20 protein-coding genes are annotated in these 16,321 nt (G+C 71.6%); 1 reads left to right on the forward strand and 19 read right to left on the reverse strand.

Translation table 11 applies throughout. The annotated features are described in order from the left end of the window. Nucleotides 1-43: 43 nt before the first annotated feature. The 9 genes from ABZ098_RS01600 to hisI all read right to left on the reverse strand — a co-directional run bounded on the left by ABZ098_RS01600 (nucleotide 44) and on the right by hisI (nucleotide 7,832). Nucleotides 44-817, reverse strand: a complete 774-nt coding sequence (locus ABZ098_RS01600; protein ID WP_356586131.1) for a thioredoxin domain-containing protein — start codon at nucleotides 815-817, stop codon at nucleotides 44-46. Nucleotides 818-921: 104 nt separating this feature from the next. Further along, entirely contained in the window at nucleotides 922-1,740 is an 819-nt protein-coding gene (gene trpA / locus ABZ098_RS01605) for a tryptophan synthase subunit alpha (protein WP_356586133.1), read from the reverse strand. Beyond that, on the reverse strand, nucleotides 1,737-3,023 hold the full coding sequence (gene trpB, locus ABZ098_RS01610; protein ID WP_356586135.1) for a tryptophan synthase subunit beta: 1,287 nt from the start codon (nucleotides 3,021-3,023) through the stop codon (nucleotides 1,737-1,739). Before trpB ends, trpA begins: the two co-directional genes overlap by 4 nt. Nucleotides 3,024-3,347: 324 nt before the next feature. After that, complete coding sequence (trpC, locus tag ABZ098_RS01615; protein WP_031048148.1) at nucleotides 3,348-4,157, reverse strand: indole-3-glycerol phosphate synthase TrpC; 810 nt, start codon at nucleotides 4,155-4,157, stop codon at nucleotides 3,348-3,350. A 138-nt stretch (nucleotides 4,158-4,295) separates the two neighbouring features. Further along, nucleotides 4,296-4,736 carry a DUF2752 domain-containing protein gene (locus ABZ098_RS01620; RefSeq protein WP_356586137.1) on the reverse strand — a complete coding sequence of 147 codons (441 nt, stop codon included), beginning with the start codon at nucleotides 4,734-4,736 and terminating at the stop codon, nucleotides 4,296-4,298. Nucleotides 4,737-4,815: 79 nt separating this feature from the next. Continuing rightward, on the reverse strand, nucleotides 4,816-5,064 hold the full coding sequence (locus tag ABZ098_RS01625) for an HGxxPAAW family protein (RefSeq protein WP_356586139.1): 249 nt from the start codon (nucleotides 5,062-5,064) through the stop codon (nucleotides 4,816-4,818). A gap of 189 nt (nucleotides 5,065-5,253) precedes the next feature. Then, entirely contained in the window at nucleotides 5,254-5,895 is a 642-nt protein-coding gene (locus tag ABZ098_RS01630; RefSeq protein ID WP_356586141.1) for a TIGR02234 family membrane protein, read from the reverse strand. 51 nt (nucleotides 5,896-5,946) lie between these two features. Continuing rightward, the gene (locus ABZ098_RS01635) at nucleotides 5,947-7,425 is read right to left on the reverse strand and encodes an anthranilate synthase component I (protein ID WP_356586143.1); all 1,479 of its coding nucleotides are present in this window, start codon (nucleotides 7,423-7,425) and stop codon (nucleotides 5,947-5,949) included. Nucleotides 7,426-7,436: 11 nt separating this feature from the next. After that, nucleotides 7,437-7,832: a phosphoribosyl-AMP cyclohydrolase gene (hisI, locus tag ABZ098_RS01640; protein ID WP_356586145.1), complete on the reverse strand. Its 396-nt coding sequence runs from the start codon at nucleotides 7,830-7,832 to the stop codon at nucleotides 7,437-7,439. Nucleotides 7,833-7,915: 83 nt separating this feature from the next. On the opposite strand from hisI, the gene ABZ098_RS01645 reads away from it, so the two are divergent. Next, nucleotides 7,916-8,551, forward strand: a complete 636-nt coding sequence (locus tag ABZ098_RS01645; RefSeq protein WP_356586147.1) for a TIGR03085 family metal-binding protein — start codon at nucleotides 7,916-7,918, stop codon at nucleotides 8,549-8,551. Between the two features lie 4 nt (nucleotides 8,552-8,555). On the opposite strand, the gene ABZ098_RS01650 is transcribed toward ABZ098_RS01645, so the two are convergent. The 10 genes from ABZ098_RS01650 to hisD form a co-directional block, all read right to left on the reverse strand. Beyond that, a complete protein-coding gene (locus ABZ098_RS01650) occupies nucleotides 8,556-9,809 on the reverse strand; it encodes an MFS transporter (RefSeq protein WP_356586149.1) in 1,254 nt (417 codons plus the stop codon). A 70-nt stretch (nucleotides 9,810-9,879) separates the two neighbouring features. Beyond that, nucleotides 9,880-10,467, reverse strand: coding sequence for a helix-turn-helix domain-containing protein (locus ABZ098_RS01655; protein ID WP_356586151.1), 588 nt, complete (start codon nucleotides 10,465-10,467; stop codon nucleotides 9,880-9,882). A 74-nt stretch (nucleotides 10,468-10,541) separates the two neighbouring features. Continuing rightward, entirely contained in the window at nucleotides 10,542-11,297 is a 756-nt protein-coding gene (hisF, locus tag ABZ098_RS01660) for an imidazole glycerol phosphate synthase subunit HisF (protein ID WP_356586153.1), read from the reverse strand. Continuing rightward, nucleotides 11,294-11,692, reverse strand: a complete 399-nt coding sequence (locus ABZ098_RS01665) for a RidA family protein (protein WP_356586155.1) — start codon at nucleotides 11,690-11,692, stop codon at nucleotides 11,294-11,296. The genes hisF and ABZ098_RS01665 overlap by 4 nt, the downstream gene beginning before the upstream one ends. Next, nucleotides 11,689-12,426, reverse strand: coding sequence for a bifunctional 1-(5-phosphoribosyl)-5-((5-phosphoribosylamino)methylideneamino)imidazole-4-carboxamide isomerase/phosphoribosylanthranilate isomerase PriA (gene priA / locus ABZ098_RS01670; protein WP_356586157.1), 738 nt, complete (start codon nucleotides 12,424-12,426; stop codon nucleotides 11,689-11,691). The genes ABZ098_RS01665 and priA overlap by 4 nt, the downstream gene beginning before the upstream one ends. Next, on the reverse strand, nucleotides 12,426-13,073 hold the full coding sequence (gene hisH, locus ABZ098_RS01675) for an imidazole glycerol phosphate synthase subunit HisH (RefSeq protein ID WP_356586159.1): 648 nt from the start codon (nucleotides 13,071-13,073) through the stop codon (nucleotides 12,426-12,428). Before hisH ends, priA begins: the two co-directional genes overlap by 1 nt. Next, nucleotides 13,064-13,228, reverse strand: coding sequence for a hypothetical protein (locus ABZ098_RS01680; RefSeq protein WP_053850463.1), 165 nt, complete (start codon nucleotides 13,226-13,228; stop codon nucleotides 13,064-13,066). Before ABZ098_RS01680 ends, hisH begins: the two co-directional genes overlap by 10 nt. Further along, the gene (gene hisB, locus ABZ098_RS01685) at nucleotides 13,225-13,818 is read right to left on the reverse strand and encodes an imidazoleglycerol-phosphate dehydratase HisB (RefSeq protein WP_020137489.1); all 594 of its coding nucleotides are present in this window, start codon (nucleotides 13,816-13,818) and stop codon (nucleotides 13,225-13,227) included. Before hisB ends, ABZ098_RS01680 begins: the two co-directional genes overlap by 4 nt. After that, on the reverse strand, nucleotides 13,815-14,933 hold the full coding sequence (locus tag ABZ098_RS01690) for a histidinol-phosphate transaminase (protein WP_356586161.1): 1,119 nt from the start codon (nucleotides 14,931-14,933) through the stop codon (nucleotides 13,815-13,817). The genes hisB and ABZ098_RS01690 overlap by 4 nt, the downstream gene beginning before the upstream one ends. After that, nucleotides 14,930-16,255, reverse strand: coding sequence for a histidinol dehydrogenase (hisD, locus tag ABZ098_RS01695; protein WP_356586163.1), 1,326 nt, complete (start codon nucleotides 16,253-16,255; stop codon nucleotides 14,930-14,932). The genes ABZ098_RS01690 and hisD overlap by 4 nt, the downstream gene beginning before the upstream one ends. Nucleotides 16,256-16,321 lie beyond the last annotated feature (66 nt).

A 16,321-nucleotide genomic window follows, 5' to 3' on the forward strand; every position in this document is an offset into this window, starting at 1 on the left:
AGGCGGCCCGGCAACGGGTCCATAACAGGCGGGCCTGAAATCCTTACCCCCTGGCCGCTTCCTGTACCTGCTGCTTCAGCTTCGCCGGGGTCATCGTCTGGTCCTGGTAGATGTTCTTGCCGTTCAGCAGAACCGTCGGCGTTCCGCTGAAGCCGCCGCCCCGGAAGGCCGCCGCGGACTTCTCGACCCAGCCGTTGTGCGTGCCCTTCTCGACACAGGTACGGAACGCGGGGGTGTCGAGCCCGTCGACCTTTTTCGCCAGTTCGAGGAGCTTGCTGTTCTCGGCGAAGGCGTCGTCGGTCTCCGCGGGCTGGTTCTCGTAGAGGACGTCGTGGTACGCCGGGAACTTCCCGACGTCCTGGGCGCAGGCCGCCGCGTTGGCCGCGTTGCGCGAGCCGGTGCCGCCCATGTTGCCGTCGATGATCGTGGCCAGGTGGTACTCGACCTTGAGCTTCCCGGCCTCGGTGAGCTCGTGGACGACCGGGCGGTACGCCGTCTCGAAGGCCTTGCAGGCCGGGCAGCGGAAGTCCTCCCAGACGACGAGCGTCGACCTGGCGCCCTCCTTGCCGACCGGGATGGCGAGACTGTCCTGGCCGTTGGCCCCCGACGGCGCCACGACCGGGCCCGAGGAGCTGTCCTTGTCCTTGCCGGAGTTGGCCGCGACGACGCCGACCACCGCCGCGAGACCGAGGACGCACACGACACTCGCGCCCACGATCAGCACCCGGCGCCGCTTCTCCGCGGTCTTCTGCTTCGCGCGCTCCTCCGCCAGCCGCTCCCGGGCGGTGCGCTTTCCCTCACGGTTCTTCTCGCTCACACCCGCAGAACGAACCGGGGAGGCGCACCGCGCCTCCCCGGCCCCAGGTCCACCCGTTCGAGTGACCGACGTTTCCGTCACGCCCTGACAGGCGTACGGCCGGCCTACACCTGTCGGCGCACGCCCTTCGCCAGCTCGCCCGCGAGCGCGCGGACGCCCTCGACACCGGCCTTGTCGTCGGGCGCGTCCAGCATCCGCTTCACGAAGGCGGAGCCGACGATCACACCGTCGGCGAAGCCGGCCACTTCGGCGGCCTGTTCGGCGTTGGAGACACCGAGCCCGACACAGACGGGCAGACCGGCGCCCGCGGCCCGGGTGCGCTCGACCAGGTCCTGGGCCTGCGCCCCGACCGACTCACGCGTGCCCGTGACGCCCATCAGCGAGGCGGCGTACACGAATCCGCTGCCGGCCGCGGTGATCTCGGCGAGCCGCGCGTCCTTGCTGCTGGGCGCGACCACGAAGACCGTGGCGAGCCCGTGCTTGTGGGCGTGCTCCCTCCACAGCGCCGACTCCTGCACGGGCAGGTCGGGCAGGATGCAGCCCGCGCCGCCCGCCTCGGCGAGCTCGGCGGTGAAGCGCTCGACGCCGTAGCGGTCGATGGGATTCCAGTACGTCATCACGAGCACCGGCTTCCCGGTGGCCTCGTAGGTCTCCTTGACCGTCCGCATCACGTCCGCGATCTTGACGCCGCCGCGCAGGGCGATGTCGTCGGCGGTCTGGATGACGGGGCCGTCGAGGACGGGGTCGCTGTGCGGCAGACCCACCTCGACGACGTCCGCGCCGCCGTCGAAGGCGGCCTTGATCGCCTCGATGCCGCCGTCCACGGTCGGGAACCCGGCCGGGAGGTAGGCGATGAGCGCGGCCCGGCCCTCGGCCCTGGCACCGGCGAGGGTGTCGGACAGCAGCTGAATGTTCCCGCTCACTTGGCGTCCCCCTCGATCTCGGCGCCGGTACCGGCCTCGTCCGCCGCGACGGCGGCGTCGGTGTCGTACAGGCCGAAGTAGCGCGCGGCCGTGTCCATGTCCTTGTCGCCGCGACCGGACAGGTTGACGACGATCAGCCCGTCCTTGCCGAGCTCCCTGCCGACCTCCAGGGCACCGGCCAGCGCGTGGGCGCTCTCGATGGCCGGGATGATGCCCTCGGTGCGCGACAGCAGGCGCAGGGCCTGCATGGCGGCGTCGTCGGTGACCGCGCGGTACTCGCCGCGGCCGGAGTCCTTGAGGTAGGAGTGCTCCGGGCCGATGCCCGGGTAGTCCAGACCGGCCGAGATGGAGTACGGCTCGGTGATCTGGCCCTCCTCGTCCTGGAGGACGTAGGAGCGGGAGCCGTGCAGGATGCCGGGCTCGCCCGCGGTGAGGGTCGCCGCGTGCTCGCCGGTGTCCACGCCGTGCCCTGCGGGCTCGCACCCGATGAGGCGTACGCCGGTGTCGGGGATGAAGGCGTGGAACAGGCCGATGGCGTTCGAGCCGCCGCCGACGCAGGCGATGGCCGCGTCGGGCAGCCGGCCGGCCCGCTCCAGGAGCTGGCGGCGAGCCTCGACGCCGATGACCCGGTGGAAGTCGCGGACCATGGCCGGGAAGGGGTGCGGTCCCGCGACCGTGCCGAAGAGGTAGTGCGTGCGGTCGACGTTGGCGACCCAGTCGCGGAAGGCCTCGTTGATGGCGTCCTTCAGCGTGCGGCTGCCGGACTTCACTGCGATGACCTCGGCGCCGAGCATGCGCATCCGGGCCACGTTGAGGGCCTGGCGCCGGGTGTCGATCTCGCCCATGTAGATGGTGCACTCGAGGCCGAAGAGCGCGCAGGCGGTGGCCGTGGCGACGCCGTGCTGGCCGGCGCCGGTCTCCGCGATCACCCGGGTCTTGCCCATGCGCTTGGTGAGCAGGGCCTGACCGAGCACGTTGTTGATCTTGTGGGAGCCGGTGTGGTTGAGGTCCTCCCGCTTCAGGAAGACCGTGGCGCCGCCGGCGTGCTCGGCGAACCTCGGCACCTCGGTGAGCGCCGAGGGACGGCCCGTGTAGTTCACGAGCAGGTCGTCGAGCTCACGGGCGAACTCGGGGTCGTGCTTGGCCTTGTCGTACTCGACGGCGACCTCGTCCACGGCGGCGACGAGGGCCTCCGGGATGAACTTGCCGCCGTACGCGCCGAAGTAGCCCTCGGCGCTGGGGACTTGACCCTCGGGGTCGGGAATGAAGAACTCGCTGGGCATGGCTGGACCTCACGGTGAGTGCGTGTGAAAGACACTGAGCGCCGTGGGGGCAAGGTTTTACTGGTCGACTGCAGGCCGTCAGTGGCTGGTCGCGCCCGCGCGGCGGTAGCCGCACATCGAACAGAGCCTCGCGCCCCTGATGGGGCGCTGCCATCGACGCCCGTTCACCTGTCCGGGTTCGTCTCCGATGACGTATCGCACCCGACGACCGTGCACCCTGCGTGCGGGCGCGCGGCAACCACGGGGGCGGCAGCCGCGCGCGAGGCGGGCGTACCTGTCCGTGGTCGTCGTCGTGAGGTTCATCGGGGCAAGCCTAGCGAAAGATCAGCCGCGCCCGTGGCGCAGAGCGGGATGCTCGCCCGCCGCCACCAGGTCCGACACCGCCGTCTTCGGGTCCTTGCCCGTCACCAGGGACTCACCGACCAGGACCGCGTCCGCGCCGGCGTTGGCGTAGGCGATCAGGTCGTGCGGGCCGCGGACGCCGGACTCGGCGACCTTGACCAGGTGGGCGGGGATCTCGGGGGCGATGCGCTCGAACGTGCCGCGGTCGACCTCGAGGGTCTTGAGGTTGCGCGCGTTGACGCCGATGATCTTCGCTCCGGCGTCCACCGCGCGCTCGACCTCGTCCTCGTCGTGCACCTCGACGAGCGGGGTGAGCCCGATGGACTCGGCGCGCTCGATCAGGGACTCCAGGGCGGGCTGTTCCAGGGCCGCGACGATGAGCAGCGCGAGGTCGGCGCCGTAGGCCCGGGCCTCCCAGAGCTGGTACGACGTGACGATGAAGTCCTTGCGCAGGACCGGGATGTCCACGCGCGCGCGGACGGCCTCCAGGTCGGCGAGCGAGCCGCCGAAGCGGCGCTGCTCGGTGAGGACGGAGATCACGGCCGCGCCGCCCGCCTCGTAGTCGGCGGCGAGGCCCGCCGGGTCGGCGATCGCGGCCAGCGCGCCCTTGGAGGGGCTGGAGCGCTTGACCTCGCAGATGACCTTGACGCCGTCCCCGCGCAGTGCGGCCACGCCGTCCTTGGCCGCGGGAGCCTTCGCCGCGCGCTCCTTGAGCTCGTCGAGGCTGACGCGCGCCTGCCGTTCCGCGAGGTCGGCACGGACTCCGTCGATGATCTCGTCGAGCACACTCACGCGAGCGGCCCCCTTCCAGACGGTCGGCAGTTCCAGAGACTGATGAGAACAAGTGGTCACTGCGATGGTATCCGCAGGAGGGCGTAGCCCTCGCATCCGGTTGACGCCGGTCCCACTACCTGGACGTTCGCCAGTTGATCAAGGATGAAGCCAGCCACCGAACGGCAGGTTCCGGACAACCGTGAAGACCAGCAGCAATGCCCCCGCCGTCCACAGGTGCACCGGCCCGAGACCGAGCCTCAGTGGCCGGCCGCGCGCCGCGCGGACCACCCAGACGGTCCACAGGACGGCGAAGCCCAGATAGCCCAGCACGGCCACCGCGTTGTCCTGGAGCGCGGCCAGGAAGTCGCCGTGGACGAAGGCGTGCGCGCTGCGCAGTCCGCCGCAGCCGGGGCAGTACAGGCCGGTGATCCGGTAGAGCGGGCAGACGGGGTAGTGGCCGGGCTGGTTGGGGTCCACGGTCCCCACGTACGCGAAGGCTCCGGCGACGGCCGCGAGGATGCCGCCCGGGACGGCCAGGCGTCCCGGCAGGCCGGTCCGGGTCGGTACGCGCTCAGTGTCGGCGTTCACGTCCGGCATTGTCCCCCGCCCTGGTGTCGAACGCGTGAGGGGCGGCCCGGCACTTTCGCCGGGGCCGCCCCTTCACGAGGTCCGCGTGTCAGCTCTTGGCGTCCGCCGACTCGGGCCGTGAGGTGGCGAGCGGCTTGTGGGTGTCCTTGGGCATGCCCATCCCCATCGCGCTCATGATCCAGCCGACGATTCCGCCGACGACCACGATCGCCATACCGGCCCAGAAGCCCGCCGGCTGGGCCATCACCATGAAGGCGCCCGCGACGCAGAAACCGATGAAGGCGATAGTGACACCGGTCCAGGCGGCCGGGGTGTGACCGTGGCTGCTGCCCGCCATTGCTTGCTCCTAGGTGCTGAAGTACGTGACTGAGCCGGACGCTCGGGGTCCATTGTTCCGCACGCAGGGTCGCGATGTATTCGGGGGTCACCTGGACGCGTCCCTACAGGGGCGCGGGGCTGTATCGATGTGCGGCTCCGCCGCGTGGGCGCCACAAGCCCCCACCGGGCGACGGCGGAAAAGCAACCGCTACGCCCCCGTCGGATCTTCTCCCCGGTCCAGCGCCTTCCAGATGTCCTCGGGCCGATCCGGATCCACGACAACAGGCTTACGACGCACCCGAGGCGCCCCGTCCCGCTCGTACCGCCCGGACATGGCCGGCCACAGCCGCCCGTACCGGAGGGCGAGCAGCCCGGCCAGAAGGATCAGCGCACCCCCGACCACGGCCACATAGGGCCACGCGGTGTGCGAAAGCGCGGAAACCGTCGCCGACGTGTCCCCGGACGCCTTCGCGGCCTGCTCGTCCAGCGCCGCGGAGTCGCCCGCGCCGACCAGGGCCGCCACGACGATGCCCGCCCCGGAGAGCGCCAGCACCCCGGCGACCAGCAGCCGCCCGGCCTTGCGTACGGCGAAGACGGCGACGAGCGCGGCGAGGCCCACTATGGCCAGCGCGGCCGGGACACCGGTCACGTCGCTGCCCTTGGCGGTCAGGGGGAACGCGCCGCCGGCCACCGTCGCGGTCCCCTCCGACCAGCGCTGACGGGTCGCGAGCAGGGCCACGGCCGCGCCGAGCGCACCGGCCAGCAGTGCCACGGCGAGACTGAGGCGGCCGGCCCTGGCGGGTCCTGCGGCTTCTGAACGGGGGTGAGGTACGGCAGTCACGTACCCCACTATCACCCGAACCCCGGGCGAACGGTCACCCGGGGCCGCGTGAGAATCGCCCTACTCGCCCAGGCGGTTCGCCGTGTGGACCGCCCGCAGGACCGCCGCCGCCTTGTTGCGGCACTCCGTGTCCTCGGCGACGGGGTCGGAGTCGGCGACGATGCCGGCGCCCGCCTGCACGTAGGCCGTGCCGTCCCTCAGCAGCGCCGTACGGATGGCGATCGCGGTGTCGGAGTCGCCCGCGAAGTCGAGGTAGCCGACGCAGCCGCCGTACAACCCGCGCCGGGACGGCTCCAGTTCGTCGATGATCTGCATCGCGCGGGGCTTGGGGGCGCCGGAGAGGGTGCCCGCGGGGAAGCAGGCGGTCAGGACGTCGAAGGCGGTGCGGCCGGGCGCCACCTTGCCGGTGACCGTGGAGACGATGTGCATCACGTGGGAGTACCGCTCGACGGACATGAAGTCGACGACCTCCACCGAGCCGGGCTCGCAGACCCGCCCGAGGTCGTTGCGGCCCAGGTCGACGAGCATGAGGTGCTCGGCGCGCTCCTTGGGGTCGGCGAGCAGTTCGTCGGCGAGGGCCTGGTCCTCCTGCGGGGTCGCCCCGCGCCAGCGGGTGCCGGCGATGGGGTGCACCATGGCGTGTCCGTCCTCGACCTTGACCAGGGCCTCGGGGGACGAGCCCACGACGTCGAAGCCGTCGAAGCGGAACAGGTACATGTACGGGGAGGGGTTGGTGGCCCGCAGCACCCGGTAGACGTCCAGCGCGCTCGCCGTGCACGGCGTCTCGAAGCGCTGCGAGGGGACGACCTGGAAGGCCTCGCCGGCCCGGATGCGCTCCTTGATGTCCTCGACGGCCTCCTGGAAGTCGGGGCCGCCCCAGAGCGCGGTGTACTCGGGCAGCTCGGAGGGCGGCAGGACCGCCGGGGGCTGGGCCACCGCGCGGGACAGGTCCGCCTCCATGGCGTCCAGGCGGGCCACCGCGTCCGCGTGGGCCTCGTCGACGCCGGTGTCGAGGTCGTTGTGGTTGATCGCGTTGGCGATCAGCAGGACCGAGCCCTCCCAGTGGTCCATGACGGCGAGGTCGCTGGTCAGGAGCATGGTCAGCTCGGGGAGCCTCAGGTCGTCGCGCTCGCCGGGGCCGATCTTCTCCAGGCGGCGGACGATGTCGTAGCCGAGGTAGCCGACCATGCCGCCGGTGAAGGGCGGCAGGCCCTCCTGGTGCGGGGTGTGCAGGGCCTCGATGGTGGCGCGCAGGGCGGCCAGCGGGTCGCCGTCGACGGGGACGCCGACGGGCGGGGTGCCGAGCCAGTGGGTCTGGCCGTCGCGGGCCGTCAGGGTCGCGGCGGAGCGGACGCCGACGAAGGAGTAGCGGGACCACGAGCGGCCGTTCTCCGCGGACTCCAGCAGGAAGGTGCCGGGGCGCTCGGCGGCGAGCTTGCGGTAGAGGGCGACCGGGGTGTCGCCGTCGGCCAGGAGCTTGCGCGTGACGGGGATGACACGGCGGTCGGTGGCCAGCTTGCGGAAGGTCTCGAGGTCCATGGCGGCTGACCTTACTGATCCGCGAGGGCGGCACCGGAATCGGCGCCGCCCTTGAGGAGCACGTCCTCGTCGAAGCAGGTCCGCGCGCCGGTGTGGCAGGCGGCGCCGACCTGGTCGACCTTGACCAGCACGGTGTCGGCGTCGCAATCGAGGGCGACGGACTTGACCCACTGGAAGTGGCCGGAGGTGTCGCCCTTGACCCAGTACTCCCGGCGGCTGCGCGACCAGTAGGTGCAGCGGCCGGTGGTCAGCGTGCGGTGCAGCGCCTCGTCGTCCATCCAGCCGAGCATGAGCACCTCACCGGTGTCGTACTGCTGCGCGATGGCGGGGACGAGCCCGTCGGCGCTGCGCTTGAGGCGCGCGGCGATCTCGGGGTCGAGGCTGCTGGGCTGGGGCGTGCTGGTCATGGGTGCCATTGTGCCGCGCGCCACTGACAAGACCGGCGCCCTGTCCACTGGGCGGACCCGCGAGGCGGTCGTAGGCTGACTGCATGTCGACTTTCGCCAAGCGTGAACGACTTCTCCTCGCCGACCTGTTGGAGGCCGAGGGTCCGGACGCCCCCACCCTCTGCGAGGGCTGGCTCACCCGTGATCTCGCCGCGCACGTGGTGGTGCGCGAGCGCCGTCCCGACGCCGCCGGCGGCCTGCTGATCAAGCAGCTCGCGCCCCGCCTGGACCGGGTGATGGCCGAGTTCTCCGAGAAGCCCTACGAGGAGCTGATCCAGCTCATTCGCACGGGCCCGCCGCGTTTCTCGCCGTTCCAGCTCAAGCAGGTCGAGGAGCTGTCGAACACGGTGGAGTTCTACGTCCACACGGAGGACGTGCGCCGGGCCCGCCCCGACTGGGCTCCGCGCGAGCTGGACCCGGTCTTCCAGGACGCCCTGTGGTCCCGTCTGGAGCGCACCGCCCGGCTGATGGGACGCGGTGTCCCCACCGGTCTGGTGCTGCGCCGCCCGGACGGCCAGACGGCGGTGGCGCACCGGGGCACCCCGGTCGTGACGGCGACCGGTGAGCCGTCGGAGCTGCTGCTGTTCCTGTACGGGCGGCAGAGCGCGGCCAAGGTGGAGCTGGACGGCGACAAGGAGGCGATCGCCAAGCTGCACGAGGCGAAGGAGCTCGGGATCTGACGGGTCAGGTGGGGAGTTCGGCGCGGCGCAGGTCGCGCGCGCACAGCACGACCACCCCGCCGAGCCCGCACACCGCCGCGCTGGTCACGAAGACCGGCGCGGTGCCCCAGGCGCCGATCGCGGCGGCCGACAGCGGCATGCTGAGCGGTGCGAAGCCGAGGCTGACCAGTGAGGACACGGCGGTCACCCGGCCGAGGCGGGCGGGGTCGGCCTGGGTCTGGAGCAGCGCGCCGCACAGGGCGCCGCTCAGCCCGGCGAACAGTCCGATCAGCAGGGCGACCCCGGCGGCCGCGACGACGCCCGGGACGAAGGCCAGGGCGCCGATGGCGGCCGCCCCGCACAGACAGGCGTACGCCATCACCTGGCCGGCGTGCGGCACGCGCCCGCGTACCGCCAGCGTCAGGGAGGCGAGACCGGCCCCGACTCCGAACCCGCCGAGCACCCAGCCCATTCCGGAGGCGCCCCAGCCCCGCTCGTCGGCGAGCAGGGTCAGCCCGACGTTGAGCGGCCCGACGAAGCCGAGGTCGCCGAGGGCGATGGCCAGCATCAGCGGGGCGAGGACGCGGTGGCGGCGGATGTACCCCAGCCCGGCGCGCAGGTCGTGCCAGGCACTGCCGTCGCTGCTCCTGTCGTCGGCGGGCAGTGGGCGTATCCGCACGGCGATCAGCAGTGGCACGGACATCGCGATCAGCGCTCCCGCGAGGGCGAACGCGGCCGCCGCTCCCCCGACCGCCACCGCGAGGCCGCCCAGCGGGCCGCCCACGACGCTCGCGAAGCGGATGCCGAGCCCCCGCATGCCCTGCACGCGCGCGAGCTGACCGCGACTCGTCACGCGCGCGGGGAGGGCGCCCACGGCCGGCATGAACACGGCGTCGACGGTCCCGAAGACGAGGCCCAGCAGGGCCAGCGGCCACAGTCCGGGGCTGGTGAGGAACAGCAGCGCCGCCACCGCGAGCACGGCCGCGCAGCGCACCGCGTCACTGCCGATGACGACCCTGCGCGGACCGAACCGGTCGGCGATCACTCCTCCGCCGAGCAGCAGCAGGGCCCGCGGAAGCGCGCTGACCGACATCACGATCCCTGCCTGCGCGGGTGTGCCGGACTGGACGGCCGCCCAGGACAGGGCGATGTAGTAGACGCTGTCGCCGGTCATCGAGGCGGTGTAGGCGGCGAGCCAGCGCAGGACGTTGCCGTCGCGGTGGGCGGGGGTGTCGACGACGTCGGCCGGGGCCGTGGGCGTGGCGGTCGTGGCGGTCACGGATGGGGGCCCTCTCGGACGACGTGGAACGGGCATCGGACGCGGACGGCAGTCAGACGTGGACGGGGTGTCACACGCGGAACGGGAAGCCGTACATGTGCAGCGCGACGTTCTCGCGCCCCTCGGTGTCGCCGGCGGCCTCGGCGGCCCGGCCCTTCTCGTCGTACTTCCTGGCGAGGGCGAGCAACTCCTGGCGCAGTTCGTCCAGTTCGCCGGCGGTCAGGCGGAGCAGGGACTCGCTGTCCGGGGCGGCCGCGTTCCACTCGGCGCTCCAGGTGGGCCGTTCGTCGAGGTAGCGGCGGTACATGTCGGCGCGCTGCTCGTGGAAGAGCCGGGTGGCCGCCAGGTGCGCGGCGGCCCGCTCGGGCGCGTCCCGGAAGTCCCGGTCCCGGATGCTCACGCCCTCCGACGAGGGCTGCCACCAGCGTTCCCGGCCGTCCCCGCTCCGCGCCTCGGCCTCCTCGATCAGCCCGTGCTCGGCGAGCTTGCGCAGGTGGTAGCTGACCAGGGACACGGCCTCGTCGACCTGGTCGGCGAGGTGCGAGGCGGTGGCGACCCGGGACACGCACAGCGCGCGGTAGAGCTGCATCCGCAGCGGGTGGGCGAGGGCCTTGAGCGTGCCCAGGTCGGTGATCGGGCGGTTCTGCTCGCGTGGCATGACCTCACCCTAGAAAGGAAAGAAAAGTTGCACAATGGATTTTGCGCAACTTCTCTTTCGCATCTTGGGGTCGTTCAGCGAACGGGGTGTCCCGCCCCCCGCAGTGTCTCCTTCACCTCGCCGATCCGCAGATCGCCGAAGTGGAACACCGAGGCCGCCAGTACCGCGTCCGCGCCCGCGCCGATGGCCGGCGGGAAGTGGTCCAGCTTGCCCGCGCCGCCGGAGGCGATCAGCGGGACGGTGACGTGCTTGCGGACGGCTTCGATCATCTCCAGGTCGTAGCCGTCCTTGGTGCCGTCCGCGTCCATCGAGTTGAGCAGGATCTCACCGGCGCCCAACTCGGCGGCCCGGTGCGCCCACTCGACGGCGTCGATGCCGGTGCCCTTGCGGCCGCCGTGCGTGGTCACCTCGAAGGAACCCGACGCGGTGCGCCGCGCGTCCACCGACAGCACCAGCACCTGCCGCCCGAACCGCTCGGCGATCTCGCGGATCAGGTCGGGCCGGGCGATGGCCGCGGTGTTCACGCCCACCTTGTCCGCGCCGGCCCGCAGCAGCCTGTCCACGTCCTCGGCCGTGCGGACACCGCCGCCGACCGTGAGCGGGATGAACACCTGCTCGGCGGTGCGGCGCACCACGTCGTACGTGGTCTCGCGGTTGCCCGACGAGGCGGTGATGTCCAGGAACGTCAGCTCGTCGGCGCCCTCGGCGTCGTACACCTTGGCCATCTCGACGGGGTCGCCCGCGTCGCGCAGGTTCTGGAAGTTGACGCCCTTGACGACCCGGCCGTTGTCCACGTCCAGGCAGGGGATGACTCGTACGGCGAGGGTCATGCTGCGGACACTCCTCGGAACGCCTCCACCTCGACCTCGACGACCAGGCTGGGGTCCACGAAGCCGGAGACGATGATCATGGATGCGGCGGGCCGGACGGTGTCGAACAGCTCCTTGTGGGCGCGTCCGACCTCGTCCACGTCCCGGGCGTGGGTGATGTACAGCCGCGTGCGCACCACGTCGTCCCGGCCGAGCCCCAGCTCCTTCAGCGCCGCGAAGGCGACGTTGAAGGAGTTGACCGTCTGCTCGTACGGGTCGCCCGCGACGATCTGGCCGTCCACCACGGAGGTGCATCCGGAGACCAGGACCAGGCCGTTGGAGAGTTCCACCGCCCGGGAGTACCCGAAGGTGTCCTCCCAGGGCGAACCGGTCGTGACGCGTCGCAGATCGCTCACTGAGCCACCGCCTCCAAGGCCTCTTCCAGGGTGAACGCCTTCGCGTACAGCGCCTTCCCGACGATGGAGCCCTCGACACCGAGGGGGACCAACTCGGCGATGGCCCGCAGGTCGTCCAGCGAGGACACCCCGCCGGAGGCCACCACCGGGCGGTCGGTCGCCGCGCAGACGTTCTTCAGCAGTTCCAGGTTGGGGCCCTGGAGGGTGCCGTCCTTGGCGATGTCGGTGACGACGTACCGGGCGCAGCCCTCCTTGTCGAGCCGCTCCAGCGCCTCGTAGAGGTCGCCGCCCTCGCTGGTCCAGCCGCGGCCCTTGAGGGTCGTGCCGCGGACGTCGAGGCCCACCGCGATCTTGTCGCCGTGCTCGGCGATCACCTTGGCGACCCACTCCGGGCTCTCCAGGGCGGCGGTACCGAGGTTCACCCGGGTGCAGCCGGTGGCGAGCGCGGCGGCCAGGGAGGCGTCGTCGCGGATGCCGCCGGACAGTTCGACCTTGATGTCCATCGCCTCGGTGACCTGGCGTACCAGCTCGCGGTTGTCGCCGGTGCCGAAGGCCGCGTCCAGGTCGACCAGGTGCAGCCACTCGGCGCCCGACCGCTGCCAGGACAGGGCGGCCTCCAGGGGGGAGCCGTACGAGGTCTCCGTGCCGGACTCGCCGTGCACGAGCCGGACCGCCTGGCCGTCGCGGACGTCGACGGCGGGCAGGAGTTCGAGCCGTGAGGGATTCGAGGGCATCAGAGGGTTCCGATCCAGTTCTTCAGAAGCTGCGCACCGGCGTCGCCGGACTTCTCGGGGTGGAACTGCGTGGCCCACAGGGCGCCGTTCTCCACGGCGGCCACGAAGGGCTTGCCGTGCGTCGACCAGGTCACCTTGGGGGCGGTCATCGCCTTGTTGTGCGTCTCCAGGGACCAGTCGTGGACGGCGTAGGAGTGCACGAAGTAGAAGCGGGCGTCGGCGTCCAGGCCGGCGAACAGCCGGGAGTCGGCCGGCGCGTCGACGGTGTTCCAGCCCATGTGGGGCACGATCTCGGCCTGCAGCGGCTCGACCGCGCCGGGCCACTCGTCCAGGCCCTCGGTCTCCACGCCGTGCTCGATGCCGCGCGCGAAGAGGATCTGCATGCCGACGCAGATGCCCATGACGGGGCGCCCGCCGGACAGCCGGCGGTCGATGATCCAGTCACCGCGGGCCTCGTGCAGGCCCTTCATGCAGGCGGCGAAGGCGCCGACGCCCGGCACCAGCAGGCCGTCGGCGTTCATGGCCGTGTCGTAGTCGCGCGTTATCTCGACCTCGGCGCCCGCGCGCGCGAGGGCGCGTTCGGCGGACCTCACGTTGCCGAAGCCGTAGTCGAAGACGACCACTCGCTTGGAGCCGCTCAATTCCACACCTCCAGCCTCAGGACACCGGCGACCAGACACATCCCGGCGGCGATGGACAGCAGCACGATGAGGCCCTTGGGCATCTGCTGCTTGACGAAGGAGTAGATGCCGCCGGCCAGGAAGAGGCCGACGACGATCAGGAGGGTCGACAGGCCGTTCACAGCGCGCCCTTCGTGGAGGGGAGGATGCCGGCCGCGCGCGGGTCGCGCTCGCTGGCGTAGCGCAGGGCCCGGGCCAGGGCCTTGAACTGGCACTCCACGATGTGGTGGGCGTTGCGCCCGTACGGCACGTGCACGTGCAGGGCGATCTGCGCCTGGGCGACGAAGGACTCCAGGATGTGCCGGGTCATCGTGGTGTCGTACTCGCCGATCATCGGCGCCATCTTCTCGGGCTCGGTGTGCACGAGGTACGGGCGGCCGCTGAGGTCCACCGTGACCTGGGCGAGGGACTCGTCCAGGGGGACCGTGCAGTTCCCGAAGCGGTAGATGCCCACCTTGTCGCCGAGCGCCTGCTTGAAGGCGGCGCCGAGCGCGAGGGCGGTGTCCTCGATGGTGTGGTGGGAGTCGATGTGCAGGTCGCCCTCGGTCTTCACGGTCAGGTCGAACAGACCGTGCCGACCGAGCTGGTCGAGCATGTGGTCGTAGAAGCCGACGCCTGTCGACACGTCGACCTTTCCGCTGCCGTCGAGATCGATCTCGACGAGCACCGAGGTCTCCTTGGTCACCCGCTCCACGCGTCCTACGCGGCTCATGTGCTCTGCTCCTTCTTCAGTTCACGTACCGCGTCGAGGAACGCGTCGTTCTCCTCCGGGGTGCCGGCGGACACCCGCAGCCACCCCGGAATGCCGTTGTCCCGGACCAGGACGCCCCGGTCGAGGATCTTCTGCCAGGCCGCGTGCGAGCCGCCGGGGCCGTCGAACCGCCCGAACTGCACGAAGTTCGCGTCCGACTCCACGACCTCGAAGCCGAGCGCGCGCAGCTCGCTCACCAGCCGGTCCCGCTCGGCCTTCAGCTGCTCGACGTACTTGAGCAGGGTGTCGGTGTGCTCCAGGGCGGCCAGCGCGGTCGCCTGCGTGACGGCCGACAGGTGGTAGGGCAGCCGTACGAGCTGGACGGCGTCCACGACGGCGGGGTGCGCGGCCAGGTAGCCGAGGCGCAGGCCCGCCGCCCCGAAGGCCTTCGACATCGTCCTGGAGACGACGAGATTCGGCCGCCCTTCGAGGAGCGGCAGCAGCGAGTCGCCGTGGCTGAACTCGATGTACGCCTCGTCGACGATCACCATCGAGGGCTTCGCCGTCTGCGCCGCCTCGTAGAGCGCGAGGACCGTCTCGGGCGGGACCGCGTTGCCCGTGGGATTGTTGGGGGTGGTGATGAAGACGACGTCGGGCTTCCGCGCGGCGATCGCCTGCACGGCCGTGTCGACGTCGATGGTGAAGTCCGCCTTCCGGGGGCCCGAGATCCAGCCCGTGCCGGTGCCGCGCGCGATGAGCGCGTGCATCGAGTACGAGGGCTCGAAGCCGATCGCCGTACGGCCGGGGCCGCCGAAGGTCTGGAGCAGTTGCTGGATGACCTCGTTGGAGCCGTTCGCCGCCCAGACGTTGGCGAGGCCGACCTCGTACCCGGACGTGTTCGTCAGGTACTCGGCGAGCCGGGTGCGCAGCTCGACGGCGTCCCGGTCCGGGTAGCGGTTGAGGTCGCGGGCGGCCTCGCGGACACGCTCGGCGATGCGCTCGACCAGCGGCTCGGGCAGCGGGTAGGGGTTCTCGTTGGTGTTCAGCCGTACGGGGACGTCCAACTGGGGCGCGCCGTAGGGGGACTTGCCGCGCAGCTCGTCCCGTACGGGGAGATCGTCGATTCCGAGGTTCACTTGCTCTCCGGCACCTTCCATCCGAACCGCGCCTTGATCGCCGCGCCGTGCGCCGGCAGGTCCTCCGCCTCCGCGAGCGTCACCACGTGGTGCGCCACGTCCGCGAGCGCGTCCTTCGTGTAGTCGACGATGTGGATGCCGCGGAGGAAGGACTGGACGGACAGACCGGAGGAGTGGCAGGCACAACCGCCGGTCGGCAACACGTGGTTGGAGCCGGCGGCGTAGTCGCCCAGGGACACGGGCGCCCAGGGGCCGACGAAGATCGCACCGGCGTTGCGCACCCGGTCGGCCACCGCGGCGGCGTCGGCCGTCTGGATCTCCAGGTGCTCGGCGCCGTACGCGTCGACGACCCTGAGGCCCTCGTCGATGCCGTCGACGAGGACGATCGCGGACTGCCTGCCCTTCAGGGCGGGCACGATCCGGTCCTCGATGTGCCGGGTGGCCGTGACCTGCGGCTCCAGCTCCTTCTCCACCGCGTCCGCCAGCTCGACGGAGTCGGTGACCAGGACGGCCGCGGCCAGTGGGTCGTGCTCGGCCTGGCTGATCAGGTCGGAGGCCACGTGCACCGGATCGGCGGTGGAGTCCGCGAGAACGGCGATCTCGGTCGGGCCCGCCTCGGCGTCGATGCCGATCCTGCCGGTGAAGTAGCGCTTGGCGGCGGCGACCCAGATGTTGCCGGGACCGGTGACCATGGTGGCGGGCGGGCAGGACTCGGTGCCGTACGCGAACATCGCGACGGCGGTCGCGCCACCGGCGGCGTAGACCTCGTCGATGCCGAGCAGGGCGCAGGCGGCGAGGATCGTCGGGTGCGGAAGGCCCCCGAACTCGGCCTGGGCGGGCGAGGCGAGCGCGACGGACTCCACTCCCGCCTCCTGCGCGGGCACCGCGTTCATGATCACGGAGGACGGGTACACCGACCGGCCGCCCGGCACGTACAGCCCGACCCGGTCGACCGGCACCCACTTCTCGGTCACGCTGCCGCCGGGCACGACCTGGGTCGTGTGTGTCGTGCGGCGCTGTTCGCGGTGGACGAGACGGGCGCGGCGGATGGACTCCTCCAGGGCCGCCCGCACGTCCGGGTCGAGTTCTTCGAGCGCCTTTTCGAGCGCCTCCGCGGGCACCCGCACCCGCTCCAGCCGGACACCGTCGAACTTCTCGGCGAAGTCGATCAGCGCCGCGTCGCCCCGATGATGCACGGCCTCGCAGATCGGACGCACCTTCTCCAGGGCGGCCGAGACGTCGAAGTCGGCTCGGGGCAGCAGGTCGCGCAGGGCGGGGCCCTCGGGGAGGGCGTCGCCGCGCAGATCGATTCGGGAGATCACGTTCCCAATTCTCTCAGACCCGCATCAGGGCTCGTCCGCGCATTCCAATGGCTGATACGCAACCCG

Source organism: Streptomyces sp. NPDC006335 (assembly GCF_040612795.1).
Taxonomy (GTDB): Bacteria; Actinomycetota; Actinomycetes; order Streptomycetales; family Streptomycetaceae; genus Streptomyces.

Bases quoted from the DNA above. Each gene is read 5' to 3' on its own strand.
- priA (WP_356586157.1), bottom strand. From the start codon at position 12,426: ATGCCCTCGAATCCCTCACGGCTCGAACTCCTGCCCGCCGTCGACGTC.
- ABZ098_RS01635 (WP_356586143.1), bottom strand. From the start codon at position 7,425: ATGGACCTCGAGACCTTCCGCAAGCTGGCCACCGACCGCCGTGTCATC.
- hisB (WP_020137489.1), bottom strand. From the start codon at position 13,818: ATGAGCCGCGTAGGACGCGTGGAGCGGGTGACCAAGGAGACCTCGGTG.
- ABZ098_RS01620 (WP_356586137.1), bottom strand. From the start codon at position 4,736: ATGCCGGACGTGAACGCCGACACTGAGCGCGTACCGACCCGGACCGGC.
- ABZ098_RS01625 (WP_356586139.1), bottom strand. From the start codon at position 5,064: ATGGCGGGCAGCAGCCACGGTCACACCCCGGCCGCCTGGACCGGTGTC.
- trpB (WP_356586135.1), bottom strand. From the start codon at position 3,023: ATGCCCAGCGAGTTCTTCATTCCCGACCCCGAGGGTCAAGTCCCCAGC.
- hisF (WP_356586153.1), bottom strand. From the start codon at position 11,297: ATGACCCTCGCCGTACGAGTCATCCCCTGCCTGGACGTGGACAACGGC.
- ABZ098_RS01655 (WP_356586151.1), bottom strand. From the start codon at position 10,467: ATGCCACGCGAGCAGAACCGCCCGATCACCGACCTGGGCACGCTCAAG.
- hisI (WP_356586145.1), bottom strand. From the start codon at position 7,832: ATGACCAGCACGCCCCAGCCCAGCAGCCTCGACCCCGAGATCGCCGCG.
- ABZ098_RS01645 (WP_356586147.1), top strand. From the start codon at position 7,916: ATGTCGACTTTCGCCAAGCGTGAACGACTTCTCCTCGCCGACCTGTTG.